This is a genomic window from Yoonia sp. 67-2, assembly GCF_035117555.1.
Classification (GTDB): Bacteria; Pseudomonadota; Alphaproteobacteria; order Rhodobacterales; family Rhodobacteraceae; genus Yoonia.
Genome location: NZ_JAYKPK010000001.1, coordinates 603,902 through 629,707, shown reverse-complemented (window position 1 = coordinate 629,707; position 25,806 = coordinate 603,902). Strand labels below are relative to the sequence as shown.

Sequence of the window (25,806 nt, the reverse complement as noted above, 5' to 3'; positions counted from 1 at the left end):
TCAGGCCCGCCATGGGATCACACCCGGCGGTACGCGGCGGGCAAAGAGGTTCAGCCCCAGCATCAGCATGATTGTCGCCAGCACGGTGACGACTGACATGGCTGACGCAAGCGTCGTGTAGCCGCCGTTTTCATAGTTGAAGATGACGGTGCCAATCGTCTCATTCCCCGTCGACCACAGCAGTGATGACACTGTCACCTCGTTGTAAGCGGTCAGAAACACCAGCATTGCGCCTGATGCGGCGGCAGGTGCGGCCAGTGGGCCGGATATCCGCAGCATCCGCCGCCCGAATCCTGCGCCCGCGACCCGGCCTGCATCATCAAGGCTGCTGTCCATCTGTGAAAAGGCCGCGACCACAGGTTTCAGCCCGATGGCAAGAAAGGCCGCGACATAGGCCAGCAGGATGATCCACAGCGTATTGTAAAGCCGCAGGCCCAGCACCGGCAGCGGTTGGAGAAAGGCAAGGATGAAGGCGACCGAAATCACCAGACCGGGGATCGCATAGGCCATCTCTGCCTGCCCAGCGGCAAGGCTGGCCGCGCGTTGGCCGCTGCGCGACCCGCGGGTCATGAAATGCCCCAGGGCGATGGCGAGGATCGCGATCACAATGGCCGCCGCGCTGGCGATGAACGTCGAATTGGCAAAGGCACGGGCCGTCACGCTCTGACGAAACAGCACTTCCGCATAATTCGCGAAAGTCGCGGTCGTGCGGGACAAAGGCACACCATAGGTCGGCACCAAAGATGTGGTGACCAGCGCCGTCAGCGGCAGCACCAAAGTGGCGACGACGACCAGCCACAACCCGGCTTCGACCACAGGGCGGAACGCGCCCAAAGGATGCGCCAAGGGGGACTGGGCCAGACCGCTCATCTGCGTGCGCAGGCGGCGGGTCAGGAATAATTGCAGGCTCAGCACCGCCAGCGTCAGCAGCGCCAGAATGATCGCGATCACGGCGACGCCGGACAACATGCCGGGGCCGAAAGCCGCCAGCCGCTGCCAGATCAGCACGGGCAGGGTGGTATAGCGCGCAGGCACGCCGATCAGCGCATTGATGCCGAAATTGCCCAAGGCAGCGGTGAAGGCCAGCATGAACCCCGCCAGCAGAGCAGGCGCCAAAAGTGGCAGAATCACGCGCCACAGAATGCGGCCCATGCCGGCACCGGACAGCCGTGCAGCCTCGACCATTTCGCGCGGGAAACCGCGCAGGGCGGCGCGCAGGATCAGAAACACTAGGGCTGTGTGCTGGATTGTCAGCAGCGCCACCAATCCGCCCAGCCCATGCATCGGATGCGGCGATCCGGGCGGCGGCGCGAGGCCGAACATATTCAACAGCGGGCTGCCCGGACCCATGGCCTGCAGCCAGGCGATGGCGGTGACATGCGGCGGGATCATCATCGGCAGCAGGATCAGGAACACCAGCAGACCGCGCGCGCGGATATCGGTCAGGCCGATGATCAAGGCCAAAAGTGTGCCGAATATGGTCGCGCAAAGCGCCGACAGCCCAGCACTTTGCACCGAATGCCACAGCGCACGTTGCAAGGCAGTGCTGTCCATCGCCGCTAACAATGGGCCAAGCGTGTAACCTGCATCATCCGTCAGGCCGGTGCGAAACAAGAGTGCGAGCGGCACGCCCACCAGCAATGTCACGACTGCGACCGTGGTGGTCAGCGTCAGCCCTTCGCCATAGCGCCAGCCGGGGCGGCGCGAACCGCCCCGGGAGATTGTTTCAGCGGTCAAATCAGCCGCCGAACATTTCGGTAAAGCGCATCTTGTTGTCGGTGTCTTCGGCCAATGCAGCGGCAGGATCGAAGGTCATCAGATTGATCTCGCTCACCGGCGGGAAACCTTCGGGCGGGGTTACGTCAGGATGCGCGGGCAGATAGCCTTGCGCGGCGGCCAGTTCCTGTCCTTCGACCGAGATAATGAAATCGACAAAGGCTTTTGCCGCATCGGGGTTCTGCGCGGTCGACAGGATCGCCACAGGTTCGCTGACGGCGGAGACACCTTCCTCGGGGAAGACGAATTCCACCGGGGCGCCGTCATTCTTGCCACGGATGGCAAGGAAATCGACGACGAAACCGTAAAGCTTCTCACCACCGGCGACGGCCTGATAGACACCGCCATTGCCGCCCTGTGCGATGGCACCCTGATCAGCCAGCGCCTGATAATAATCCCAGCCCAAGGAAGGTACCCCGGCAATTGACACCATATGGATCGTCGCCGCACCCGAGGTCAGCGGCGATGGCAGCACGATATTGTATTCGGCCTCAGGCGCGGTCAGATCGGCCCAGGATGTCGGCACCATGGTGGCAGAGGTGTTATAGACGATACCGGTAGTGATCAGCTTTGTCGCGAACCAGAAACCTTCTGGGTCCATCACGCCATCGGCATAGGCGCTGGTGTCAGCCTCGGGATAGGCCATCAGCCGGTCTTCGGCTTTCAGCCCTTCCATGGTGACAGAATCGGCGATCAGCAGCACGTCCGGCTGCGGCGCACCGGCCTGAAATTCTGCCGCGAGCTTGGCCATGACCTGTGTCGTGCCATCGCGGAACCATTCCACCTCGACCCCTGGATAGGCGGCCATGAAGGCATCGACAGTCTGCTGTGCATCCTCATTTGGCTGAGAGGTATAAAGGACAAGCTTGCCCGAAACATCCTGCGCAAGAAGAACTGAAGGCAGCAGGGCAAGAAGGGTGGTGAGTGCAGTAGCGGTGGGGCGCATGTCGGAATTCCTTTTGACACGAAAATATCCGGGACCTTTAACAATGAATTGTGACAGTAGTGTCATGCTGTGAATACTGATCGCCGCGGCAGGAAATACCCAGCTTTAGACCAGCATCTTGATGTGCCAGGTGATTGCGTTACGATATCCAAGCTGTTCCAAAATCTGGATTTTGGATTGCCATTCGGCCGGACAGACAACCAGAACGGAATGATCACGGCGCTTGGCACGCGCAGCCTCTGCTGCGGAAAAGAGTGCGACCGCCGTGTCAGCAGCGGCACCGCGTTTCTGCGGGGACGTGAAGGTGTCATGAAAGAAGTCATCAATCACGCAAATCTCCGTGATGTCATGCGGCATCGGAAAATGAAGTGCGGTCGCCGGTTGCGAGATCGCGTAGCCACTGATCCCGCCTTCGTCTGACACGAACATATCGCGGTCTTGCAGCGTCAGGCTGCGGCGCATCCATGCGTCAAAACGTGTATCGGCATCAGCATGTGGTTTCCAGAACAGCGGGTGCAGGTCCTCCAGAACACGCCGGTGAACCGCGCTTGCGGTGACAATGCCGGGAACGTCATCGACGGTGGCTTGCCGCACATCGGCGAACGCCGTTTGCCGGGTCAGGCCGGTCTTGGCAAAATACTTTGTCAGCGGGGCATAATCCTGTTCGGCATAAGCGGATTCCAATGTTCCGCCGTCCACACTGGATGCCAGCAGAATCAGCGCCCCGGCCGCCATCAGATCCGCTTCTGCCGCCGTGAGCAGGTCATGTTGCGTTGCTGGCGGCGCGCCGGGTGCGACATAGCAATCCTCCATGATCAGGCCGGGCGGTCCGAATGCCCCGGCATAGATCGGCGGAACCGGCAGCAGGATCGAATGCGCGACGCCCACGATATTGTCGCCTGATTGTGCGACCAGCCATTGGTGCCGGATAGGAGGGTCCTGCGCCTCCATCGCCGCCTTTATCGTGGATATGATTTTGCCACGCGGATCTTCGTCGAGTTTCCATAGCCCCGGATTGGCGGTGCAGCGATTTTCCGCATCAGCCAGCAATAGATCGCACATCTGATCAAGATCGGCGTGTTCAGCGGGTCGGATTCGCAGTGTCATGGCAAAGCCTTTCGTTAGGTCGCAGCGCTATTGGCGATGGTCTGTCAATTACAGAAAAGGACGGAACTGATAAACCAGTATTGCGATCAGCCATTCACGTCGCTGCCCCCGGCACCTCGGACCCTTGGCGGGCCACGCCGCTGCGCGCGGCCAGCCATGCCAACACTGGCCCCGCCACGAAGAGCGACGATGCCGTTGCGATCACGACGCCTGCGATCATCGGCCAGGCGAAACCAGCCACTGCAGGTCCGCCCCAGATCGCCATCGGCAGTAATGCGGCCAATGTTGTGCCCGATGTGAAAATGCAGCGCGCCAGCACCTGGTTGAGGCTGCGGTCAATCACGTCCGCCAGTGAAATATCGCCACCCGCGCGCAGATGTTCGCGGATGCGGTCATAGACCACCACTTTATCATTCACCGAATAGCCGATCAGCGTCAGCAGGGCGACGATGGTCGTCAGATTCACCTCCCAGCCCGCAAGGGCGATCACGCCAAAGGTTTTGGTAATGTCGAGGAACAGCACGACAATCGCACCTGCCGCGAAATGCCATTCAAACCGCACCCAGATATAGGCCAGCATCGCCAGAATGGCGAGCGACAGGGCAATCAGCCCGGTGGTGGCAAGTTCGCCGCTGACCGTCGGGCCCACAAGATCGATCTGGTCAAAGACAGCACCCGGCACAACCTGCGCTGCTGCGGTTTCGACAGCAGCGACAGTCGCTTGTCCCGCTACGCCTTGGACACGGATGAGCGCCTCATTCACATCGCCAAAGGCTTGCAGACTGGCGTCACCCGGCACGCTGGCCGTGATCGCCGCGCGCAGATCGGCCAGCGGCACGGTTGTGTCGGATCGCAGCACCATCTGCAGACCGCCGGTGAAATCAATCCCGAGGTTGGGTCCGGGCGCAATCAACGCCACAATCGCGCCGATGGACAGCATCGCCGACACTGCGAGCGCCAGCCGCCCGCGCCGCATGAAGGAAAACGCACCGGGTGCCCGGACCCGTCCAAACAGCGGCGCAATCGTCAGCCGCGCGGGTTTGCGGCGCCGCACCAAGGCTTCCATCATCATCCGCATCAGCACGACAGCGGTGAACATCGAAATCACGATGCCAAGGCTCATCGTGATGGCAAAGCCGCGCACGGCACCAGCACCGAAAAGAAACAGCAGCACCATCGCCAGAAGCGTAGTGATATTGGCGTCAAAGATCGTTGCCCAGGCCTGCGCATATCCTTGTTTCAGCGCCTTGATCGCGACGGCGCCTTTTGCGGTTTCTTCACGGATGCGGCTGAAGATCAGGATGTTGCTGTCCACCGCGATCCCAAGGCACAGGATGATGCCCGCAATCCCCGGCAAGGTCAGCGTTGCGCCGAGAACGCCCAATGCCGTCAGGGTCAGCATCACGTTGATCCCCAGCACCGCACTGGCCAGCAGTCCCCAGCCGCCGTACAGCACGACCATCATCGTCATCACCAGCGCCAGACCGACAATGCCCGTGACCAGCCCGGACCGGATCGAATCTGCACCAAGTGCGGCCCCGACGCTGCGTTCCTCGATCACCTCCAGCGAGGCGGGCAGGGCGCCCGAGGTCAGCAGGACTGCAAGGGTCTGCGCCTCTTGCGGTGTGAAATTGCCGGTGATCTGGCCTTGGCCGCCGGGAATGACGGATTGAATCACCGGCGCGGTCAACACCTGCCCATCCAGCACAACGGCAAAGCGCTGGCCGATATTGGCGGCTGTGATGTCGGCAAAGGTCACGGCCCCTTGCCGGTCAAAGGCAAAGGTTACCATTGGTTGGCCGGTGTCGGGATCGAAAGCCATCGCCGCCTGATCCAGCCTGTCACCGGACAGGGCGACGCGGCTTTCGACAGGGATTGTGCCGCTGCCATCACGCATCGCCAACAAAGACACACCCGGCCCGGGTTGGGGGGCGACCATCTGAAAGCTCATCTTGGCGGTCGACCCCAGCAGATCGCGCAACTGCGCCGGGTTCTCGACGCCGGGCATCTGCACCAGAATACGGTCATCACCCACACGGCTGATCACCGGTTCGGACACGCCGACCTGATCAATACGCTGGCGGATCACTTCAAGGCTGGTGTCGGCGGCGGCTGTTGCGGCGCGGTCCAGACCGGCGGATGTCAGTGCCAGCCGCATCACGCGATCAGTCAGCGTCACTGTGTAATCCACCGGCATGCCCGGCTCGGCTGTCGCGGCGGCACGGTCCTGCATGGCAGCGAACAAGGCGTCATCGGCAGCAAGGCTCAGCGTCAGCCCGTCGCTGCTGATCGCGGATTGGTTTTGGTTCAGCGCCTGCATCTCGGCCACAAGGGTTTCGCGCAGATCCTGCAAGCGCGCTTGGGCCAGATCGTCGCGATCCACGGCCAGCAGCAGATGCGCGCCGCCTTGCAGATCAAGACCCAGCGACACGGTCTGGCTGGTCGCCCAGTCGGGCAACGCATTGCGGGCGGTCGTAGGAAGAAAGTTGGGAAGGGCTGTCGCCACTGCAAGTAGCAGCAGGACGACATAGGTCATGATGACCCATGCTGGTCGGCGCATATTCAATATCCATGATTGCCTGACAGTATATCTGACGAAACGTGTGTCAGACGGCAGGCGGGCCGCGCAGTGGTGGCAGGATATTGTGGCTCGCGGCCCGATTGGCGCGTGCAGAGGCCGACCAGATGACCGAAACCCGGCCTGTTGGCGAAGTCTCGGGCACCGCAACTGGCGCAATAAAATCAGTCAGATCATCTTGCCCCAGCGGCGCACGGAGCAGCTGGCGCTGTTGTATCAGAACACCATCAATCGCGGTAATCTGGCTGTCAGCGACCGGACGATCCGTGCCGCTGAGTAGTTGCGCCGGCATCGTCGGCGCGGCGCACAGCGCCAGCAAAAGCACCACCACCAGCCGGCAAAGCGTTGCTGTATTAGCCTTTCGCCACGATGATGCGCTGCGCAGGATCACCCCTGCGCTGCCCAGACATAGATCACATAGCCTGCCAGCATGGCGACACCCATCCAGCGGCCGATCTTGGGGCGGGTCAGCAACAGCGCTGTCAGCACCAGCGACACGGCGATCATCACCGGCAGATCAAAGCTCAGGAACCGGCCTGCAACCGGGATCGGCGCGATGACAGCGGTGATGCCCAGAATACCCAGCACGTTGAAGATGTTGGAACCAACGATATTGCCGATCGCAATCTCGGACTGGCGACGGAAAGCCGCGATCAGGGATGTCGCGAGTTCTGGCAGCGACGTACCGACTGCCACAATCGTCAGGCCGATAAAGGCCTCTGAAATGCCATAGCCGCGAGCGATGGAGACGGAGCCATCAACCAGGAACCGCGCGCCTACCATCAGCACGACCAGACCGCCAATGACCCAGAGCGCAGAAACCAAGGTTGACGCAGGCGCGGGCAGGTCAGCATCTTCGGCCTCAGCATCGTCGGGCGTGCGATAGGCCCAGATCAGATATCCGATCAGACCTGCCACCAGAATAACACCGGACAGCTGTCCCATCTGCCCCAGCGCAAAGATCGGCACCAGCGCCAGAGCCGCGGCAATCATCACCAACGTGTCACGCCGCAATGTCGCGCCCATGACGGTGATCGGCCAGACCAGTGCCGTCAGACCCACAATGAGCAGGATATTCGCGATGTTCGAGCCGATGATATTGCCCAGCGCAATATCCGGCACACCGCGCAACGCGGCATCGACAGAAACCAGCAGTTCGGGCGTCGATGTGCCGAAACCAACGACTGTCAGACCAATCAGCAAAGGCGGGATCGCAAGCCGGCGGGCGATGCCGACACTGCCGCGCACCAGCGCCTCACCACCAAAAAACAAGCCGATCAGACCGGCGACAACATAAATATAATCCAACGGAGAGGTCCTTCTTGGCAGATGATCTGCCCATCAATCCCGGATTTGTGCATTGGTCCGAGACTGTGCAAGCCGTCTGGAAAAATAATATTTTTGCAGCCACATCTTAAAAAGATTTAATGTAGGATCTTGCAGTCACTGGCGGGCGCTACGACATGCATACTGGGTCAGCCGCACGCCTTTGTGTCCGGCAATAAACAACAGGAGATGATGGGCACCCATCATGGTCTCATCATCACATAGCCGACCGCGCAATGCGGCAGTTCCACATGCATATTTCACGGGCTTGCGCCATCAGGTCGACGGCTTTGTTGGCCGTTATTTCACCTGGCCGGGGACGTTCTGGCTGCATGCCTCGGCCTGTGGGTGGGATATTCTGCGCGCACCTTTGAATGTGATGCTCGCTCCAATATTTCTACTGACGCGGCTGATGGCCTATATTTTTCGGCGTCTGGGGTTTCGCCGCATCGGCCAGTGGTTCGCGCGGCGGCGCACCTTGCTGCGCACCGCTGTTGCGCGGCGGGTCGAGGCGTTGATTGTCACCGATCTGTTGGGCCTGCCGTTGGATGCAGATGCTGCCGCACGGGATCCATCTGCATTGGCGCGGGCCGTTCTGGCCGCACCGCAGTTTCGCGAAATGATCCGTCAGCGGCCCGATCCGGCGGCGGCGGCGGCGGTTGGTCAGCGCATTGCAACAGCCTTGGCCGATTACGCCAGCACACGCTCGGCCGTGGCAGACATGACGACGGCTTTGTGCACGATCGCGGTGGGTGCTTTGGTCTTCAATGCGCTGACACCCGGCATGATCTCGATGGCGCCCGGCGTGGCCGATGCGCTGGCCTGGACGACTGCGGTCACCCAGTTTCCTTTGGGCGAAAGCCTGGGTGGTGTCTGGTACGGCATGTTCCGCCCCGGCGCATCGCCCGTGCTGGTCGGGTTAACAGTGGCCGTGCTGATCATGATCGGATCGATCTTCGCGGCCTTTGCAGGCATCCTTGCCGATCCGGTGCAAAGCCGCCTTGGTATCCACCGCCGCCGCCTGCTGCGCCTGATCGACACGCTGGAGGTTGAACTGACCGCCAGCGGCAGCAAGCCTTTCGTCGCGCGCGAACATCTTTATGCGCGGGTGCTGGATATCTGGGATGCGATCGCCAGCCTGTTGCGGGTTTTCAGGCCCTGACAGGCTTGCCATGGCCCCGGCCAGTGCAACACAATACACTCTTATGACAGCAACAGCCGGATGATCCGGCAAGAACGGGAAAAAATGTATTTCGAAATCGCGATTGTAGTCACGCTCACCCTGATCAACGGGCTTCTGGCCATGTCGGAACTGGCCATCGTGTCGGCCCGGCCAGCAAGGCTCAAGATGCTGGCGGATAAAGGCAGCAAGGGTGCGGCAACGGCGATCAGGCTGGCCGAAGACCCGGGCCGGTTTCTGTCCAGCGTCCAGATTGGCATTACGCTGGTCGGTATCCTCGCCGGGGCGTTTTCGGGCGCGACATTGGGCGCACGTCTGGCCGCGACCTTTGCTGAGGCGGGGATGCCCGTCGGTTTGGCGCAGCCATTGGGCGTGGGCTCGGTTGTGGTGGCGATCACCTATCTGTCCTTGATCGTCGGCGAACTTGTGCCCAAACAGATCGCTTTGCGTGCGCCAGAACAGGTAGCCGCGCGGATGGCCCCGATGATGCGGATCATTGCACGGGTCGCGGCCCCGCTGATCTGGGTGCTTGACCGTTCGGGCAAACTGGTTCTGCGGTTGCTGGGGCAATCGGGCGAACAATCCCGCGGTGTCAGCGACGAAGAAGTCCGCCTGATCATTGCCGAGGCGGAAAGCTCTGGCGCGATGAACCGTGCCGAAAGCCAGATGATCGCTGGCGTGATGCGCGTGGCCGACCGCACCGCGCGGGGCCTGATGACCCCACGCAATGAGGTCGAGACCTTGGATGCCAATATTGATCAGACCGCATTGCTGCAGCGGCTACATGATCTGAGCAGGTCGCGCGTGCCGGTCTGGGACGGTGAGGTCGACAATATCATCGGCGTGCTGACGACGCGCGATATTCTTGCCCCCGCCCTGATGAACGAACCTTTCGATCTGCGTGCCTTGTTGCGCGAAGCCCCGGTTGTCCGCGACGGCAAAAGCGCGCTGGAGGTGGTGGACCGTCTGCGCACCGCCCCCGCGCATATGGTGCTGGTCTATGACGAATACGGGCATTTTGAGGGGATCATTACACCGATGGATGTGTTGACGGCCATCGCAGGCGAATTCCCTGATCACGTGACAGATGAGCCAAAGGTGGTCACCCGCGCCGACGGATCCTATCTGGTCGCTGGCTGGATGCCGGTGGATGAATTTGCCGAAATGCTGTCACTCGATATCGGGCCAGATCGCGATTTTGAGACGGTTGCGGGGCTTGTTCTCGAAGAAATCGGGCATCTGCCCGAGGTTGGTCAGGTGCTGACCCTTCAAGGCTGGACTATCGAAGTTGTCGATCTTGATGGGCGGCGGATCGACAAGCTTCTGGTCGCGCGGGCAGGGTGATTTCGCGATAATCAATGGCCGAGAGTCCCGATTTTTATCAGCATCCATACGGCCATGCCGATCATCATCAGGTTCTCGGTCAGGGAAACGAACCCCAAAGGAACGTTGCTATCGCCGCCGACGCAGGCACATTTCAGCTCGCGCTTGTCAATGTAGACGGCCTTGAAAACCGAGACCGCGCCAATCGTGCCGATAAACAGGGCGACGGGAATTGACAGCCACATCAACGCACCCGCGATCATCAGAACACCGGCAAGCCCTTCTGCAAATGGGTAGATGTAGCCGTATCGTACCCAGCGTTGCGCCAGAAGGTCATAGTTCAGGAACATCGTCGAAAAGCTTTCGATATCCTTGAGCTTTTGCAAGGCCAGCAGGCACATGGCGATGGCGATGAACCATTCGGCGGCGAGGATGGTGATGACCTGCCCGGAAAAAGCCCAGCTTGTGGCCCCAGCCATCGCCGCAGCCATCGCGAAAAGCGCGATGACCGGCGTATAGGTGGTTGCATCCGCATCCGGCAAGTCCTTGCCAAAATGTGCCAGCAGATCGTCATAGCCGCCGATCCGCTGCCCGTCGATAAAGGTTTGTGGGGTGGTTTTCACATCGTGTTTTTCCTTGAACGCATCGGTTTGTTCGCGCGTTTCAAGATGATGATCCTCGACGATGTAACCATGCCGTTTCAGCAGATCCAGCGATTTGAGCCCGTAGGGGCAGGTATGCTCGGGCGTGACCATCCGGTGAAGGCTGGCCGTTCTCTGTGGTGTCTGTGCCATTGCGTTCCCTCAATATGTCGAAAAAATCTGTGTCTCGGACCCTGACCACAGAACAACGTCATAAGTGTCAGTCCGATCCCCCATTTCCATCCCCGGTGAACCAATGGGCATGCCGGGCACGGCAAGCCCGTCTGCCTGCGGGCGTTCCTCAAGCAGTCTTTGGATATCCTGCGCCGGCACATGCCCTTCAATCACGTAGCTGTCGATAACGCCGGTGTGACAGGATCTCAGCTGTGCCGGGACGGCGTGACGATCTTTTACGGCGGTCATGTCGTCGGACAACACCTCCGCGACGCTGAAGCCATGCTCTTGCAGATGGGTGATCCATGCACCGCAACAGCCACAATCGGGTGACCGGACAACCTCTATCATATCGGTTCTCCCTTGGGGCGAGGCAGCCATCACAGCGGAGGCAGAAGCCATGGTTCCTACCATCGATGCCAAGAATATCCGTCGATCCATCATATTCAAATCCTTCTTGTGCCAAGTTTTGGTCCCAAAGACCCTTGGAACAAGACATGGGGATTCCAGCGGCAGGAAGGTCAAGTCCGCGCCACAAAATAAATCTTCGCGGCGGCGCTTGACCTTCCAGTAGCTGGAATCCCCATATCTCCCTAGCGATGTTGTCGCCTATCGGGGGGCATGCTGTTCGATGTTGAAACGACAAGGCGCGGTGGACGCGCCCAGACAGATAGAAAATCAGGAGAACCACAATGACATATACAAAGACAATCCTCACAGCGGCGGCAACGACGCTTGCGCTGTCATTCTCTGCCGCCGCGCAAGAGGCAGAGTTCCAGCTTCCCGAACAATGCAATGTTGAGACCGCGATGGGCGATATGGACCATTCTGCGATGGGGCATGGCAGCATGGATGCCGAAACGGATGGTGGCATGATGGATATGGACGGGGTCGATCTTGCGGCCATGCCAGAGCACGTGCAGGAAAACATGCGCCGGATGATGATCTCCATGCCCGCCATGCATGACGGGATGATGAATGAAGATGCCGACATCGCCTTCGCCTGCGGGATGATTGCCCACCATCAGGGCGCCATCGACATGGCCGAAGTGCTGATTGACCATGGTCAGGACCCGCAAATGCTGGCGCTTGCCGAAGCAATTATCGCGGCACAGGTCGCAGAGATGGAAGAAATGAGCAATTGGTTGGCTGAAAACGCCAACTGAACTGGTGCTGGTTAAAGCCGTTCTTGCTGCCTGCTAACCTGTCATGACCGCTGCGTGCTGGACGTGCTTGCACGCGTCCAGTCGCTTACCCATATCTACCGCGTGTCACAGTGACAACTTTTCGGAGACAAAGATGGGTTATGTGAAGACAGCGATATTGATGGCGGCGATGACCGCGCTGTTCATGGGCATTGGCTACCTGCTGGGCGGAGCCGGGGGCGCGCTGATCGCAGTGGTCGTTGCCGCCGCGATGAATGTCTATACCTGGTGGAACTCGGATCGGATGATCCTGCGGATGCATAATGCCCAGCCTGTCATCCGGGGTGACCGTCTTGGCCTGCATGCCATGACTGCCGATCTTGCACGCAACGCGGGCCTGCCGGAGCCCAAAGTGTATCTGATCGACACGCCGCAACCCAATGCCTTTGCAACCGGGCGCAACCCGGCGAATGCAGCCGTTGCGGTGACGACCGGCCTGATGCGCAGCCTCAGTCGCGAGGAACTGACGGGCGTCATCGCGCATGAACTGGCCCATATCCGCAACCACGATACGGCGATCATGACAGTGACGGCCACCTTCGCCGGTGCAATTTCGATGTTGGCCAATTTTGCCATGTTTTTTGGCGGTTCGCGTGAACGGCTCGGGATGATCGGCACATTGGCCTTGATGTTCCTTGCACCTTTCGCCGCAGCGCTGGTGCAGATGGCGATCAGCCGGACACGGGAATATGCCGCCGATAAGGCCGGTGCGGAAATTTGTGGCAACCCGCTCTGGCTCGCATCGGCGTTGGAAAAAATCGCCGTGGGTGCGGCGCAGATCGACAATCACGCGGCAGAGCGCAACCCGGCGACGGCGCATATGTTCATCATCAATCCGCTGCATGCGCATAAACACGACAACCTGTTCGCGACCCATCCCGCGACCGAGAACCGAATTGCCGCATTGCGCGCGATGGCGGGGCAAACCAAGGGCGCATCGCAGGTCGCGGCAGAGCCTTTTGTCAGAAGCGGTGTTCCCACGACACGCAATCGCGGACGCGGGGGCCCCTGGTCCTGAAATGACGTCTGACGGTTTTAGCGTGACGCTGAAATCGTCATCCGCAATGTGACGGATAAAGCAAAAGGCGCGCGTGGTGGCAGTCGCCGATGGTTATCTGCTTTCACTACGTGACCAGACGCAGTACGCATCCCAATCATTGAAGATTTAGGACACGTCATGGCGCAAAATGCCACTATTTATAAAGTTGAATTGTCAGTCTCTGACATGGATCGGCATTATTATGAGACCCATAAGCTGACCGTTGCCAAACACCCGTCAGAGACCGATGAACGGCTGATGGTACGGATTTTGGCTTTTGCGCTCAATGCGCATGAGCATCTGGAAATGACAAAGGGCCTGTCGACCGATGATGAACCGGACATCTGGCAGAAAAGCCTGAGCGGCGAACTTGACGTCTGGGTTGCTCTCGGGTTGCCCAGCGAAAAGGTGATACGTCAGTCCTGTGGCAAGGCGGATAAGGTGTTCATCTACCCTTATGGCGGCAGGACCGCCGATATGTGGTGGGACAAGGTCAAGAACAGCACGACCCGGTTCGATAATCTTGAAGTCACCAATTTTTCCGAGGATGACACGGCCAGACTGGCCGCACTGGCAAACCGGTCAATGAAGCTTCAGATCAATATCCAGGACGGCGATCTGATGGTCAATGTGGGTGATCATATTGTCAACGTGACCCCGGTGAAGTGGAAAAGCATAGCTTAAGTCAGGCTTCGCTGATCAGTACAGCAGTGCCGAAACTACGGCGCGCTGGTTTCAACGTGATCCACAAGCACTTGATACAGCTGCGCCAATACCTTTGAGCGGGACGACACCTGCCGCTGCACAAGCCCAACGCAACGTGTGATCGCGCCGTCGCAGAAGGGCTGCCAGTACAGCGACTGCGGGCTGACGTTGTAGATGGCGATTTGCGGCACGATCGCCACGCCAAGCCCGGCCTGCACCATGCCGACGACCGCAGGCATGGTATTGGTGACAGCAATTTCGCGTGGCGTCACCGACATGCGCGACAGCTCGGTTTCGATCTGACGGGCAAGCGGCACGCTGGTCGCATAGCGGATAAAGGGCAGATTGCGCAAAAGCCAGACTTCGGACCGGCCTTCATTCCCGGCAGGGGCGATCATGACCAGCGGTTCTGTCAGGACTGGCCGCCAGACAAGACCCGCAGGAACCCCGACGTGTTCCGCGACAAGGGCGGCATCCAACCTTCCTGCTGCCACATTGGACAATAGCCGTTCGGACATGCCGACATTCATCTGAAAGGTCAGGTCAGGATAGCTTGCCCGCATCCGGACGAAGGCTTCGGACACAAGATGCGTAGAAACCGTGCGGATCGCCCCGAAAGTAAGCATACCGGCGGTGCGGCCGCCAGAAATGATCATTCTGGTTTCGGTCATTGTCTGCACGATGTCACGGGCCGCGCGCAGGAATTCCTCGCCCTTGGCATTCAGTTGTAAAGGGCGTTTCTTGCGGTCGAATAGGTCTACACCAAGTTCCCCCTCAAGTGATTGAATTTGCTGGCTTACTGCCGATGGTGTGAGGTTCACAACACCGGCTGCCGTGACAAGGCTGCCAGTGTCGGCAACGGCGATGATTGTCTGAAGTTGACGTATATCCATGGGTGTAGATTAAGCAAAGCTTTATCTAAACATCAAATAAAATCGCTTTATGCGCCTTTGCTTTCTTTGTAGCCAAGGGGAAGGCCAATATTTAAGGCAACCAACAAGGAGACACCCATGACGAAATTCACACGGACTATCGCGGGCGCCGGACTGGCAGCGGCGATGATGGTGCAGCCCGTATTTGCACAGGATTATCCGACACGGCCGGTTGAATTCATCGTGCCCTGGGCCCCCGGTGGCGGCAGCGACATCCTGATGCGGATCATTGCGAATAACATTTCTGAATATCTTGGCGCCGAAATGCCGGTGATCAACATTGGCGGCGTTGGTGGCACGGTCGGTCTGGCCGAGGCGGTGCGCCGCCCCGCAGATGGCTATACGATCAGCCAGGTGCATGAGGGGCTTTTGACCGCGACTGCGGTCGGGATGACGGATCTGGCATGGGATGATTTCGACCTGATCGCGCTGATGACAGCGTCACCGCAATATCTTGTGGCGGCCACCGACCAGCCGTTTGACGATTTTGAAGGAATGGTCGCCTATGCGCAGGAAAATCCCAATGCGCTGACCGTCGGTGTGACTTTGGGCGGTGTGCCGCATCTGCATGCTGCCATGATCGCCGAGGCGTTTGATTTTGAATGGCGCTATGTCGGCTATGAAGGCACGGGTGAACGTATCCGCGCTGTTGTGGGTGGCAATCTTGATGTGGCCATCGGCGATATTTCTTCGTCGCTTTCATTCGCGGAAAACGGTGATCTGCTGTTCCTTGCCTCCGGGACGGAAGAGCGGATTGCACAAACACCCGATGTGCCGACCTTTCTGGAAATGGGCGCTGATCTGGATCTGTTGATCACACGTGGCATTGTCGTGCCCAAGGGCGTGCCGGAGGATGTGCAGGTGACACTAGAGGCTGCGCTGGAACAATTGGCGATGGATGAAACCTTTATCGAGCAGATCAACAATTCAGGTGCTGACGTCATGTTCCGTGGTCGTGAAGATTACACCGCATATCTTAGCAATCTGAGCGACACTGTTGAGCGTCTGGCCGAGGTTATCGCGCCTTGAACGACAATCGTGATCAGGTTCTGACGCAGGAGGCGGGCGAGATCGCGCGCCTTCTGTCCTATGTCGCGCTGCTGGCGGCATCCATCGGCATGTTCATTGAGGCGCTGAGCATCCCGACATCGCGGTTCGAGGCATTGGGTGCAGGCGCATTCCCCATGCTGGTGCATGTGCTTTTGAGCCTGCTGCTGGTCAGCGCCATTGTCGGGTCAGTTCGCCAGATCCCGGCCGAGGCTTATCCCCGCTTTGCGTCGCAGGTCGTTTTATGGGCCAGAACCCGGTACCTTGTGCTGCTGATGTTCGCGTTCCTGATCATCTATATCACGGCGATGCCGATCATCGGCTATCCCATCGCGACACTGGTTTTCCTGCTCGTCTTCTTGCTGACATTATCGCCCAGGACCAAAAAAGCAGTGGTGCTTTGCGTGATCCTGTCGCTGATCTTTTCATTCGGGCTGAACTGGCTTTTCGCCGAAGTCTTCAACGTCTTTTTGCCCAGAGGAAGGTAACATTCTATGGACGCGTTTCTTCTTGGCGCCTCTGAGGTGCTGTCTTTCTCGACCTTGATCATGATGTTCTTCGGCGCCATTGCCGGGATCGTCGCTGCGGCCATTCCCGGCTTTACCGTCACCATGGCCATTGTGCTGACGCTGCCGCTGACCTTTGCCTTGCCGCCGTTGCAGGGCGTGTCGGTCATGCTGGCGGTCTATGTGGGCGGCTATACGGGTGGTCTGATATCCGCCGCCTTGCTGGGTATTCCGGGCACGCCATCGGCGCTTGCCACGACATTCGACGCCTATCCCATGGCCCGCAAGGGCGAACCGGGGCGGGCGTTGGCCTTGGGTGTCTGGGCGTCATTCTTTGGGACTGTCATTTCGACACTGGTGCTGATTGTTGCAGCACCGCCGCTGGCGGTTTTTGCGGTCAGGTTGGGGCCGTGGGAATATTTCAGCCTGATCGTATTCGCGCTGACGATTGTGGCGAGCCTTGTGGGCCATTCGCTGCAACGCGGTTTGATTTCGGGTTTGATCGGTCTGGCGATTGCCACCATTGGCACGGACCCGATGATGGGACGCCCACGGTTTGACATGGGGATCGACGCCTTGCGCGCTGGCCTGCCGTTTCTGATCGTGCTGATCGGGATTTATGCAATTTCGCAACTTGCCAGCGAAGTCGAAGACCCCAAGACGATCCATAGCGGCGAAAAGCTGGTGAAGGGCGAGATCAAGTTCAACAATTTCGCCGTGATGCGCGAAGTGTTGGCTGGGCCTGTCAACCTGATCCGGTCCTCGATGATCGGCGTGGCGATTGGTGCGCTGCCGGGGGCGGGCGGGTCGATCGCCAACCTGATTGCCTATGATCAGGCCAAGCGCGCGTCGAAAACGCCGGAAAGTTTCGGCCAAGGCAATCCCGAAGGCGTCGTCGCCTCGGAATCGGGCAATTCGGCTACTGCTGGTGGCGGGCTTATTCCGATGATCTCTCTCGGGATTCCGGGGTCTGCGGTAGATGCGATCCTGCTGGCCGCCCTGATGGTGCATGGCATTTCCATCGGGCCACGGTTGATCATGGATAACCCGGACCTTGTCTATGGCATGTTCATCGCCATGGCTGTGTCCAGCCTGATGATGCTGTTTATCTGTGTCGTGTCGATGCGTGCTTTTCTGCGTGTCGCCGAGGTGCCCAAATGGGTGATCGTGCCGACTGTGCTGGTCTGCTGCATCGTGGGTACATTCGCCCTGAACAACCGGGTCAGTGATCTGTCGCTTCTTATCGCCATCGGGATTTTTGGTTATGCGATGAAGGCGCTGGATTATCCGCTCGCTCCATTGGTGCTGGCCGTGATCCTTGGCCCGATTGCTGAAACCAATCTGCGCCGTGCTTTGATGACCGAAAATGATTGGTCACTGTTTCTGACCCGCCCTGTCAGCCTTGTGTTTCTTGTTGCCGCGTTGCTGTCCATCGCCTGGGCCATCCGCGGGATTTTGAAAGACAGACGTAAAAATACACAAGTTAAGGATGTTACCTGATGCCTCTTCGCCATGATGCGCTTTACCCGTCCCGCCGTTCCCCGGTGCTTGCCGAGAATGTGGCGGCCACCTCTCATCCGTTGGCGACGCAGGCAGCGCTGGCAATGATGGCGCGCGGCGGCAATGCTGTTGATGCGGCGATTGCGGCGGCGGCCACGTTGACGGTTGTGGAACCTACCGGCAACGGGTTGGGCAGTGATGCCTATTGTATCCTGTGGGATGGCAAGGAATTGCGCGGTCTGAACGCATCCGGCGCATCGCCCGAAGCCTGGACGCCTGATTACTTTCGTGGTCAGACAGAGGTCCCCTATCGCGGCTGGGGCAGCGTCACGGTGCCCGGTGCCGTCAGTGCCTGGGCGGAACTGACCCGCCGTTTCGGCAAGCTGGACCTGCCGACGGTCCTTGCGCCCGCGATCAATTATGCCGAAAGCGGATTTACCGTATCGCCGGTGATCGGCACATTGTGGCAGCGCGGTGCAGAGGTGTTGTCGGGTCAGCCGGGCTTTGCGGATATGTTCATGCCGGGCGGGCAGGTGCCCAAGGCCGGTGAAAGGTTCCGCAGTGCGGATATGGCAAATACGCTGCAGCGGATCGCCGAAAGCGGCGGGCGTGATTTCTACGAAGGCACCTTGGCCGAGAAAATCGCCGCTGATGCCCGAGCCAATGGCGCGACCCTGACCGTGGCTGATCTGGCCGCGCATCAGCCCGAATGGTGCGGGACGATTGCAACTGATTACCGTGACGTGACCTTGCATGAAATCCCGCCAAACGGGCAGGGGATCGCCGCACTCATGGCGCTTGGCATTCTGGAACATCTTGATCTGGCGGAGCTTCAGGCCGATGATCCGATGGCGTTGCATTTGCAGATCGAGGCGATCAAGCTGGCCTTTGCCGATCTGCATAAATTTGTCGCCGATGCGAAATATATGACCAAAGTCACGCCAGAGGACCTGATCAACCCTGATTATCTGAAAGGCCGCGCCAAGCTGGTGTCGCGTGACCACGCCCAGAATTACGGCCCCGGCGCGCCTAAGACCGGCGGGACGGTTTATCTGACCACGGCGGATGCGTCGGGCATGATGGTGTCGTTCATCCAGTCGAATTATTCCGGTTTCGGATCGGGCGTTGTCGTGCCTGGCACCGGGATCAGCCTGCAAAACCGTGGTGCTGGGTTTACTCTGGAACCCGGCCATCCGAATGAGGTTGGCCCGCGCAAACGCCCGTTCCAGACCATCATCCCCGGTTTCCTCATGCAAGGCGGCAAACCCAAGATGAGCTTTGGCGTCATGGGCGGCCCGATGCAGGCGCAAGGCCATGTGCAGATGGTGATGCGCACGCACGTCTGGGATCAAGACGTGCAAACGGCCATCGACGCGCCACGCTGGCGGTTCATTGAGGGCAGAAAAGTGGCCTGCGAATCCGCCCTGTCCGAGACCACGCGCGCTGAACTTGCCGCGCTGGGGCATGAGATTTCGGTGGAAACACCGGACAGCGCTTTTGGCTTTGGCGGTGCGCAGCTGATCGAGAAACGTGATGCTGGCGGCTATGCGGCGGGCTCTGACCCGCGCAAAGACGGTCAGGCGGGCGGCTTTTGATCTAAATCACTGTAAGGGAACCTGCACGCTATGGGGTTCACCAGTTCGCCGCATTCTGATGGCGTTAGAGGATAATATCCGCGATACATCATTGCGGATCCTCAAACGGCGTTTCAAAAAATATCCCTGGCTTGACGTTTTCTCAAACTTAAGATGGAACAACATGATACCCTTATGGCGCGTGATCAAGGCGCTGAAGGGTAAATACGGCTGCGGTCCGATATGGTAAATAGTCCGCGTTGGTGACAGTTTTCTGCCACCTGCGCCTGTAATGTTAAAGGTCTCGAGTTTATGAAAATAGCAATGATTGGCACGGGCTATGTCGGCCTTGTTTCAGGGGTGTGTTTCTCTGACTTTGGTCACGATGTGGTTTGCGTGGATAAGTTGCCCGCAAAGGTTGCGATGCTGGAACGCGGCGAGGTTCCGATCTATGAACCGGGCCTCGATGCCGTGCTGGCGCGCAATGTCGCAGCCGGGCGGCTGACGTTCACCACCGATCTTGCCGCCGCTGTGGATGGTGCGGATGCCGTGTTCATCGCGGTCGGCACACCGACCCGGCGCGGTGATGGTCATGCCGATCTGACCTATGTGATGGCCGCCGCTGCCGATATCGCGCGCGCCCTGACGGGCTATGCAGTCGTTGTCACCAAATCGACCGTGCCTGTCGGCACCAATCGCAAGGTCGCGGATGTGATCCGCCAAACCCGGCCTGATGCGGAATTCGACGTCGCCTCCAACCCCGAATTCCTGCGCGAAGGGGCGGCGATTGACGATTTCATGAAGCCTGACCGCGTCGTTGTCGGCGTCGAAAGTGACCGCGCGCAGCAGGTGCTGGGCGATGTCTATCGCCCGCTATTCCTGCGCGATTTTCCGATCGTCTTTACGGATCTGGAATCGGCGGAAATGATCAAATATGCCGCCAATGCCTTTCTCGCGACCAAGATCAGTTTCATCAATGAGATCGCCGCCCTTTGCGAAAGGGTGGGCGCGGATGTGAAATCGGTGGCCAAGGGCATGGGCCTTGACGGGCGCATCGGCAATAAATTCCTGCATGCCGGGCCGGGCTATGGCGGGTCGTGCTTTCCCAAGGATACCAGCGCCCTCGCGCGGATCGGGCAGGAACATGGTGTGCCGCAGCGGATCACCGAAACCGTGATCGCGGTGAATGACCTGACCAAGCGGCGGATGATCGACAAGGTCATGGATATCTGCGGTGGGTCGGTCAATGGTAAGGTAATCGCGGTGCTCGGCGTGACCTTCAAGCCCGAGACCGATGACATGCGTGACGCGCCATCCCTGACTGTCATCCCCGCGCTGGTCGGTGGCGGCGCGAAGGTCCGCGTGGTCGATCCGCATGGCCGCAAGGAAGGCGAGGCGCTCTTGCCCGGCGTGACATGGGCGGTTGATCCTTATGAGGCCGCGCAGGGCGCTGATTGCCTGCTGATCCTGACCGAATGGAACCAGTTCCGCGCGCTGGACCTGAAACGTCTGGCCGATGGCATGACCAATGCGCGGATGGCCGATCTGCGCAATATCTATGACCGCGATGATGTGCTGGCGGCTGGCTTTGTCGATTATGACGGGGTCGGGCGGGCGCAGCCTCTGACCGACAGTAGCGCCAGTCGCAGTGCCGCTGAATGAAACGCGCCTTCATCACAGGGACGGCTGGTTTCATCGGCTTCCATCTTGCCGAATTGCTGTTGCAGGAAGGCTGGCAGGTCGCCGGTTATGACGGGATGTCGGATTATTACGATGTGACGCTCAAGCAAAAGCGGCACGCTTTGCTGGGCCAGCATGCAGGTTTCACCGCGACAGAGGCGCTGCTGGAAGAAGCTGATACCCTGACGCAGGCCGTCGCCGCCGCGCAGCCCGATATCATCGTCCATCTGGCAGCCCAAGCGGGCGTGCGTTATTCCATCGACAATCCGCGCGCCTATATCGACGCCAATATCATCGGAACCTTCAACCTGATGCAGGCGGCTTTGGCTGTGCGGCCCGCGCATCTGCTGATGGCTTCGACCTCTTCGGTCTATGGTGCCAATATCGAGATGCCTTATGCGGAAACGCACAAGGCTGACACGCAAATGTCGTTCTACGCCGCGACCAAAAAGGCGAATGAGGCGATGGCGCATTCATGGGCGCATATCCACGACCTGCCCATCACGATGTTCCGGTTCTTCACGGTCTATGGGCCATGGGGGCGGCCCGATATGGCATTGTTCAAATTCACCAAGGCGATCCTGAACGGTGATCCGATCGATGTTTATAACCACGGCGATATGTGGCGTGATTTCACCTATGTCGATGATCTGGTGCGCGCGATCCGGCTGTTGTTCGACGCCGTGCCGGGGCAGGGCGGCCCCCATGCCGGTGACAGCCTGTCACCCGTCGCTCCCTACCGGGTGGTCAATATCGGCAATTCCACCAAGGTGCGGCTGGACGATTTCATCACCGCGATTGAAGCGGCCACCGGCAAGATTGCAACCCGCAATAACATGGAGATGCAGCCGGGAGATGTCCTCGCAACATGGACCGATGCGGGGTTGCTGCAGGCGCTGACCGGCTATGCGCCGCAGACGGATATGCGCGACGGGGTTGCTAGGTTTGTGAAATGGTATCGGGAGTACTATCGCAACTGACCTAACGGCCAAACCGCGCCATTATCCCAGGTAAACCCCACACACTCTCGGTCAAGCCGACCTTAAACGAAGTGAAAGGCAATATAGCCGAGTGAGACGACTATGACGACCGGCAGATAAACCGGATATCGGTTGAGCCATGGTGTCGGATGCTGGCAATACCCGCAGCGCGTTTTTCCGAACCTCAACATATGTCCACATTTACGGCACTCGACTAAGCGCCACGTAAAATCGTTACTCATGATAGCCTCAGAATTCTAAATTTTATAAATAATAAATATATCGTGAACATAACGTGATCCGCCGTATCTGAAAAGGGCGGGCGTTGCGTGGTGACGTTTTGTGAACGGTTTTTGCTCAGAAAAGACGTGGCACTCAATCATAAGTAGCAAGATTATCAAAGCCTTGATGTGCGTAGCAAAACTATGCCTCATCAGGACGAATTTGTTTCATGATTGTAATATAATTTGATTATGACGCGATCAGAGCGGCCAATTGGGTGAAAACGCAAGTGCTGATTGACGGTGAGAGGACGGCTTCAATATTGCCGGGGGCTGGACTTCTGGCTCAGATGCGTCAGTCAAATAATCGATAAACCTTTGCCGCATTGCCGCCAAAGATACCGTGCGGAACCGCGTCGTCAGGGATCAGCGCCTTTGCGATCTCAAGCCAGCTGTCATAGCTTGCGGCAAGGGTCAGGACCGGCCAGTCGCTGCCCCAGATCAGACGTCCCGCGCCGAAAATACGCAGCAAATGGGCGATGTAAGGTTCAAGGTCTGCCTTGCTGCCGTTTTCGCCAGCTTCGGTCAGCAGGCCGGATAATTTGCAGCATACCTGTTCCTGCGCGGCCAAGGCGGCCATGTCGGCGGCCCATGAGTCGAACTGCCGGTCTGCAATGGCGGGTTTGGCTGCATGGTCGATCACCACACGCAGCTCTGCATGCCGGGCGACCAGTCTCTTGAGGCGCGATAGATGCCTTGGCAGGACCAACGCGTCAAACACCAGATCATGGGCGATCATTGCCTCGAAGGCTGGTGTCAGCCTGTCTTGCAACATCCAGTCATCATCACGGATGTCTTGTATCATGGCGCGCAAGCCGATCAGTTTTGGATGCGCGGCGAGCCGGGCGATTGTGGCCGGGGCATCGGGATCGGTGAAATCGACCCAGCCGACGACACCCAGAACAAAGGGCGTCTTTTCTGCGATCTGTAGCAGAAATTCCGTTTCTGCAAAGCTGGGCGCTGCCTGCACCAGAATAGTGCCTTTCACATCATTGCGCTGCAAAATCGGTGCCAGATCGGATGGCATGAAATCGCGGTAAAGCTTTGGCAGATCCGGGGTCAGCCAGCCATAATCGCCGCGTGCGATCTGCCAGAAATGCTGATGCGCGTCGATGATCATGCGCCGATCACGCCTTTCTTAAGGATGATATTGCCGTATAGCCGCGTCTCGCCGGTTTGGACGATGGCAAAGGCCTCCTTGGCCCGCGTGTAGAAATCAAAGCGGTCGATAGCCGACAGGGTCACGGGATGATCTGCGCGTTGGTGAATGATGCTTTGAAAAGCGGTGACAATCGGCGGGGTCGCATCTGCATCGCCCACCACTTGCATCACCACGGCCGGGTCTGGCACGAAAGTATCAAGCGGCAGCAGCGACAGGATCGCCTCCAGCAAATCAGTGGCGCTGATTCCGTCGAGCCGGTGACAGCGGCGGGCGAGGCTGGTCGCGGGGAAATTGGCATCGGCGATGACGATATCATCGCCGTGCCCCATCGCGCGCAGGCTGTGCAGCAGGTCGGGTGACAGGATCTGGGGAATGTTACGCAGCATTGATTGCCTCCATGGGGACGGGGGCGTCTTGCCGGATCAGCCCTTCGGATTTCAGATCGGACCATAGGCCGCGTGGCACGTCAGTTTCAAAAATGCGGACATTTTGGCGTACTTCATCGGGTGTCGCGGCACCCGGAATGACTGTCTTGACCGCCGGATGCGCCAACGGAAATTGCAAGGCGGCGGTGATCAGATCGGTATCATGGGCGGCGCAGACAGCGGCGATGCGATCCACCTTGGCGCGGATATCTGCCGGGGCAGGGGCGTAATTATATTTTGCGCCTTCGATTGCGCCGGTGGCGAGGATGCCGGAATTATAGGGCCCGCCGAGGATGATCCCCACATCTCTGGCGATGCAGAGCGGCAGAAAGCTGTCCAAAGGGTCCTGTTCCAGCAGTGTATAGCGGCCTGCCAGCAGAAAGCAGTCGAACTCCGCCTCTTGCAGCAGCCTTTCACAGATCTGCCATGTGTTTACCCCGGCACCAATCGCCGCGACCCGCCCGGTGCTGCGTAATTCGGTCAGGGCGCGATAGCCGCCTTGGTTGAACAATTCGTGCAGCTTATCCTCGACCCCGGCAACGCCATGTGTGCCTGCATCGATGTCATGCAGCATCAGGATGTCGATCTGATCTGTACCAAGCCGGGCCATGCTGTCGGCAAAACTGCGCATGATCCCGTCATAAGTATAGTCGAACACAATCCGCTTTTGCGGCACATCGACGAAGGCTTCTGGTGTGACCTCTTCCGGGGCACAATCCAGCAATACCCGGCCTGCTTTCGTAGAGAGCACCAGATCGCCTTCAAACCGCTGCAAGGCTTGAGCAAAGCGCATTTCAGACCGGCCCAGCCCATATTGCGGGGCGGTGTCGAAATAGCGGATGCCCGCATCCCAGGCCGCCTGCAATGTCGCCTGGGCATCCACGTCCGATACTTTGCGATACAGATTACCCAAAGGTGCGCCGCCGAAACCCAATTGGGTCAAGGCAATCGGGCGGGCGGTTCTATCGTTTAAGTTGCGGGTCTGGGTCAGTCGCATCGATTTTCCTTAATCAGGTCGGGCGGAAATAGGTCGGGTGCTGGCGTTCCAGCGGCGCCAGCCTTGTGATCAGCTGTCCCAGATGGGCCGACATGACCTGCCGCGCGGCATCGGGGTCTTGCGCCCGGATCGCGTCAAGCACGGCCTGATGTTCCTGCACGGTTTCTTCGGGGCGGCCTTCCTTGGGCAACAGCAGCATCCTAGCGCGGCGCAATTGCAGCGACAGCTGGCCCGCGGCGGCGACAACTTTGGGATAGCCGGTGAATTCCATGATCAAGGCGTGGAAATCGACGTCCGCCTCAAAAAAACCCTGATAATCGCGGTCTTCGGTCAACAAGGCCTGAAGCCGCAGATTGCGCGACAATCGGGTCAGTTGCTCCTCTGTCCGGTCCGCCGCGACTTTGGCGACCGCCGCGACCTCGACCGCCTCGCGCAGAAAACTCTCTTCGCGCAATTCGTTCAGCGACAGTTGCGCCACGCGGGTCGCGGATTGCGGGATGATATCCACCAGCCCTTCGGAGGATAATTTCCCCAAAGCCTCGGCCACCGGAGATCGGGAGACGCCGAGTTGCTCGCAAAGCGCCGCTTTTCGCAACACCATGCCGGGCGGAAAGGTCAGATCAAGGATGCCGTTGCGCAGCACAGAATAGACCCTTTGCCCCAAAGGCCCATCAAGGCTGTCGATATCCACGACAAGATTTTCTGCGGCCATGCATTGCTCC

General features: G+C 59.1%; 24 protein-coding genes. 11 read left to right on the top strand and 13 right to left on the bottom strand.

What is annotated here, in order from left to right:
* From VOY09_RS03190 to VOY09_RS03165, 6 genes are all read right to left on the bottom strand, one after another.
* Positions 1 to 1,737 carry an iron ABC transporter permease gene (locus VOY09_RS03190; RefSeq protein WP_322892330.1) on the bottom strand — a complete coding sequence of 579 codons (1,737 nt, stop codon included), beginning with the start codon at positions 1,735 to 1,737 and terminating at the stop codon, positions 1 to 3.
* A gap of 1 nt (position 1,738) precedes the next feature.
* Entirely contained in the window at positions 1,739 to 2,722 is a 984-nt protein-coding gene (locus tag VOY09_RS03185) for an ABC transporter substrate-binding protein (RefSeq protein WP_322892331.1), read from the bottom strand.
* 105 nt (positions 2,723 to 2,827) lie between these two features.
* Entirely contained in the window at positions 2,828 to 3,829 is a 1,002-nt protein-coding gene (locus tag VOY09_RS03180) for a hypothetical protein (RefSeq protein ID WP_322892332.1), read from the bottom strand.
* A gap of 94 nt (positions 3,830 to 3,923) precedes the next feature.
* On the bottom strand, positions 3,924 to 6,389 hold the full coding sequence (gene secD / locus VOY09_RS03175; RefSeq protein ID WP_322892333.1) for a protein translocase subunit SecD: 2,466 nt from the start codon (positions 6,387 to 6,389) through the stop codon (positions 3,924 to 3,926).
* A gap of 46 nt (positions 6,390 to 6,435) precedes the next feature.
* Positions 6,436 to 6,735 (bottom strand): hypothetical protein, encoded by a 300-nt coding sequence (locus tag VOY09_RS03170; RefSeq protein ID WP_322892334.1) that lies wholly within the window; start codon positions 6,733 to 6,735, stop codon positions 6,436 to 6,438.
* 59 nt (positions 6,736 to 6,794) lie between these two features.
* Complete coding sequence (locus tag VOY09_RS03165) at positions 6,795 to 7,715, bottom strand: calcium/sodium antiporter (protein WP_322892335.1); 921 nt, start codon at positions 7,713 to 7,715, stop codon at positions 6,795 to 6,797.
* Between the two features lie 223 nt (positions 7,716 to 7,938).
* Here VOY09_RS03165 and VOY09_RS03160 point away from each other — a divergent pair, with 223 nt between their 5' ends.
* Together VOY09_RS03160 and VOY09_RS03155 are read left to right on the top strand one after the other, a co-directional pair.
* Positions 7,939 to 8,895 (top strand): DUF6635 family protein, encoded by a 957-nt coding sequence (locus VOY09_RS03160; protein ID WP_322892336.1) that lies wholly within the window; start codon positions 7,939 to 7,941, stop codon positions 8,893 to 8,895.
* Positions 8,896 to 8,979: 84 nt separating this feature from the next.
* Positions 8,980 to 10,257 carry a hemolysin family protein gene (locus tag VOY09_RS03155; protein ID WP_322892944.1) on the top strand — a complete coding sequence of 426 codons (1,278 nt, stop codon included), beginning with the start codon at positions 8,980 to 8,982 and terminating at the stop codon, positions 10,255 to 10,257.
* Positions 10,258 to 10,268: 11 nt separating this feature from the next.
* Here VOY09_RS03155 and VOY09_RS03150 read toward each other — a convergent pair whose 3' ends face one another.
* On the bottom strand, positions 10,269 to 11,030 hold the full coding sequence (locus tag VOY09_RS03150; protein WP_322892337.1) for a glutaredoxin: 762 nt from the start codon (positions 11,028 to 11,030) through the stop codon (positions 10,269 to 10,271).
* Between the two features lie 9 nt (positions 11,031 to 11,039).
* Positions 11,040 to 11,402 (bottom strand): DUF411 domain-containing protein, encoded by a 363-nt coding sequence (locus tag VOY09_RS03145; RefSeq protein ID WP_322892338.1) that lies wholly within the window; start codon positions 11,400 to 11,402, stop codon positions 11,040 to 11,042.
* Positions 11,403 to 11,743: 341 nt separating this feature from the next.
* Between VOY09_RS03145 and VOY09_RS03140 the strand changes: the two genes are divergently transcribed.
* From VOY09_RS03140 to VOY09_RS03130, 3 genes are all read left to right on the top strand, one after another.
* Positions 11,744 to 12,217 carry a DUF305 domain-containing protein gene (locus tag VOY09_RS03140; RefSeq protein WP_322892339.1) on the top strand — a complete coding sequence of 158 codons (474 nt, stop codon included), beginning with the start codon at positions 11,744 to 11,746 and terminating at the stop codon, positions 12,215 to 12,217.
* A gap of 133 nt (positions 12,218 to 12,350) precedes the next feature.
* Positions 12,351 to 13,274, top strand: coding sequence for a zinc metalloprotease HtpX (gene htpX, locus VOY09_RS03135; protein ID WP_322892340.1), 924 nt, complete (start codon positions 12,351 to 12,353; stop codon positions 13,272 to 13,274).
* Positions 13,275 to 13,433: 159 nt separating this feature from the next.
* Complete coding sequence (locus VOY09_RS03130; RefSeq protein WP_322892341.1) at positions 13,434 to 13,979, top strand: YaeQ family protein; 546 nt, start codon at positions 13,434 to 13,436, stop codon at positions 13,977 to 13,979.
* A gap of 35 nt (positions 13,980 to 14,014) precedes the next feature.
* Here the strand turns inward: VOY09_RS03130 and VOY09_RS03125 are convergent, their stop codons facing one another.
* Positions 14,015 to 14,893, bottom strand: a complete 879-nt coding sequence (locus VOY09_RS03125) for a LysR family transcriptional regulator (RefSeq protein ID WP_322892342.1) — start codon at positions 14,891 to 14,893, stop codon at positions 14,015 to 14,017.
* Between the two features lie 117 nt (positions 14,894 to 15,010).
* On the opposite strand from VOY09_RS03125, the gene VOY09_RS03120 reads away from it, so the two are divergent.
* The 6 genes from VOY09_RS03120 (at position 15,011) to VOY09_RS03095 (ending at position 22,219) form a co-directional block, all read left to right on the top strand.
* The gene (locus tag VOY09_RS03120) at positions 15,011 to 15,961 is read left to right on the top strand and encodes a tripartite tricarboxylate transporter substrate binding protein (RefSeq protein ID WP_322892343.1); all 951 of its coding nucleotides are present in this window, start codon (positions 15,011 to 15,013) and stop codon (positions 15,959 to 15,961) included.
* Entirely contained in the window at positions 15,958 to 16,467 is a 510-nt protein-coding gene (locus tag VOY09_RS03115) for a tripartite tricarboxylate transporter TctB family protein (protein WP_322892344.1), read from the top strand. The genes VOY09_RS03120 and VOY09_RS03115 overlap by 4 nt, the downstream gene beginning before the upstream one ends.
* A 6-nt stretch (positions 16,468 to 16,473) precedes the next feature.
* Positions 16,474 to 17,985, top strand: a complete 1,512-nt coding sequence (locus VOY09_RS03110) for a tripartite tricarboxylate transporter permease (protein ID WP_322892345.1) — start codon at positions 16,474 to 16,476, stop codon at positions 17,983 to 17,985.
* Positions 17,985 to 19,580 (top strand): gamma-glutamyltransferase family protein, encoded by a 1,596-nt coding sequence (locus VOY09_RS03105; protein ID WP_322892346.1) that lies wholly within the window; start codon positions 17,985 to 17,987, stop codon positions 19,578 to 19,580. The genes VOY09_RS03110 and VOY09_RS03105 overlap by 1 nt, the downstream gene beginning before the upstream one ends.
* A 291-nt stretch (positions 19,581 to 19,871) precedes the next feature.
* Positions 19,872 to 21,221, top strand: coding sequence for a UDP-glucose/GDP-mannose dehydrogenase family protein (locus tag VOY09_RS03100; RefSeq protein ID WP_322892347.1), 1,350 nt, complete (start codon positions 19,872 to 19,874; stop codon positions 21,219 to 21,221).
* Positions 21,218 to 22,219 carry an SDR family NAD(P)-dependent oxidoreductase gene (locus VOY09_RS03095; protein WP_322892348.1) on the top strand — a complete coding sequence of 334 codons (1,002 nt, stop codon included), beginning with the start codon at positions 21,218 to 21,220 and terminating at the stop codon, positions 22,217 to 22,219. The genes VOY09_RS03100 and VOY09_RS03095 overlap by 4 nt, the downstream gene beginning before the upstream one ends.
* A 576-nt stretch (positions 22,220 to 22,795) precedes the next feature.
* Here VOY09_RS03095 and VOY09_RS03090 read toward each other — a convergent pair.
* From VOY09_RS03090 to VOY09_RS03075, 4 genes are read right to left on the bottom strand one after another with little or no spacing between them, the layout of a single operon-like run.
* Entirely contained in the window at positions 22,796 to 23,620 is an 825-nt protein-coding gene (locus tag VOY09_RS03090) for an amidohydrolase family protein (RefSeq protein WP_322892349.1), read from the bottom strand.
* Positions 23,617 to 24,048, bottom strand: a complete 432-nt coding sequence (locus VOY09_RS03085) for an RbsD/FucU family protein (RefSeq protein WP_322892350.1) — start codon at positions 24,046 to 24,048, stop codon at positions 23,617 to 23,619. Before VOY09_RS03085 ends, VOY09_RS03090 begins: the two co-directional genes overlap by 4 nt.
* A complete protein-coding gene (locus VOY09_RS03080; protein WP_322892351.1) occupies positions 24,038 to 25,084 on the bottom strand; it encodes an aldo/keto reductase in 1,047 nt (348 codons plus the stop codon). The genes VOY09_RS03085 and VOY09_RS03080 overlap by 11 nt, the downstream gene beginning before the upstream one ends.
* A 13-nt stretch (positions 25,085 to 25,097) precedes the next feature.
* On the bottom strand, positions 25,098 to 25,796 hold the full coding sequence (locus VOY09_RS03075; RefSeq protein ID WP_322892352.1) for a GntR family transcriptional regulator: 699 nt from the start codon (positions 25,794 to 25,796) through the stop codon (positions 25,098 to 25,100).
* Positions 25,797 to 25,806: the final 10 nt, after the last annotated feature.

Coding starts and splice junctions, on each gene's coding strand:
- VOY09_RS03185 (WP_322892331.1), bottom strand. CDS start 2,722: ATGCGCCCCACCGCTACTGCACTCACCACCCTTCTTGCCCTGCTGCCT.
- VOY09_RS03180 (WP_322892332.1), bottom strand. CDS start 3,829: ATGACACTGCGAATCCGACCCGCTGAACACGCCGATCTTGATCAGATG.
- secD (WP_322892333.1), bottom strand. CDS start 6,389: ATGCGCCGACCAGCATGGGTCATCATGACCTATGTCGTCCTGCTGCTA.
- VOY09_RS03160 (WP_322892336.1), top strand. CDS start 7,939: ATGGTCTCATCATCACATAGCCGACCGCGCAATGCGGCAGTTCCACAT.
- VOY09_RS03155 (WP_322892944.1), top strand. CDS start 8,980: ATGTATTTCGAAATCGCGATTGTAGTCACGCTCACCCTGATCAACGGG.
- VOY09_RS03150 (WP_322892337.1), bottom strand. CDS start 11,030: ATGGCACAGACACCACAGAGAACGGCCAGCCTTCACCGGATGGTCACG.
- VOY09_RS03145 (WP_322892338.1), bottom strand. CDS start 11,402: ATGATAGAGGTTGTCCGGTCACCCGATTGTGGCTGTTGCGGTGCATGG.
- VOY09_RS03140 (WP_322892339.1), top strand. CDS start 11,744: ATGACATATACAAAGACAATCCTCACAGCGGCGGCAACGACGCTTGCG.
- htpX (WP_322892340.1), top strand. CDS start 12,351: ATGGGTTATGTGAAGACAGCGATATTGATGGCGGCGATGACCGCGCTG.
- VOY09_RS03130 (WP_322892341.1), top strand. CDS start 13,434: ATGGCGCAAAATGCCACTATTTATAAAGTTGAATTGTCAGTCTCTGAC.
- VOY09_RS03125 (WP_322892342.1), bottom strand. CDS start 14,893: ATGGATATACGTCAACTTCAGACAATCATCGCCGTTGCCGACACTGGC.
- VOY09_RS03120 (WP_322892343.1), top strand. CDS start 15,011: ATGACGAAATTCACACGGACTATCGCGGGCGCCGGACTGGCAGCGGCG.
- VOY09_RS03110 (WP_322892345.1), top strand. CDS start 16,474: ATGGACGCGTTTCTTCTTGGCGCCTCTGAGGTGCTGTCTTTCTCGACC.
- VOY09_RS03105 (WP_322892346.1), top strand. CDS start 17,985: ATGCCTCTTCGCCATGATGCGCTTTACCCGTCCCGCCGTTCCCCGGTG.
- VOY09_RS03100 (WP_322892347.1), top strand. CDS start 19,872: ATGAAAATAGCAATGATTGGCACGGGCTATGTCGGCCTTGTTTCAGGG.
- VOY09_RS03095 (WP_322892348.1), top strand. CDS start 21,218: ATGAAACGCGCCTTCATCACAGGGACGGCTGGTTTCATCGGCTTCCAT.
- VOY09_RS03090 (WP_322892349.1), bottom strand. CDS start 23,620: ATGATCATCGACGCGCATCAGCATTTCTGGCAGATCGCACGCGGCGAT.
- VOY09_RS03085 (WP_322892350.1), bottom strand. CDS start 24,048: ATGCTGCGTAACATTCCCCAGATCCTGTCACCCGACCTGCTGCACAGC.
- VOY09_RS03080 (WP_322892351.1), bottom strand. CDS start 25,084: ATGCGACTGACCCAGACCCGCAACTTAAACGATAGAACCGCCCGCCCG.
- VOY09_RS03075 (WP_322892352.1), bottom strand. CDS start 25,796: ATGGCCGCAGAAAATCTTGTCGTGGATATCGACAGCCTTGATGGGCCT.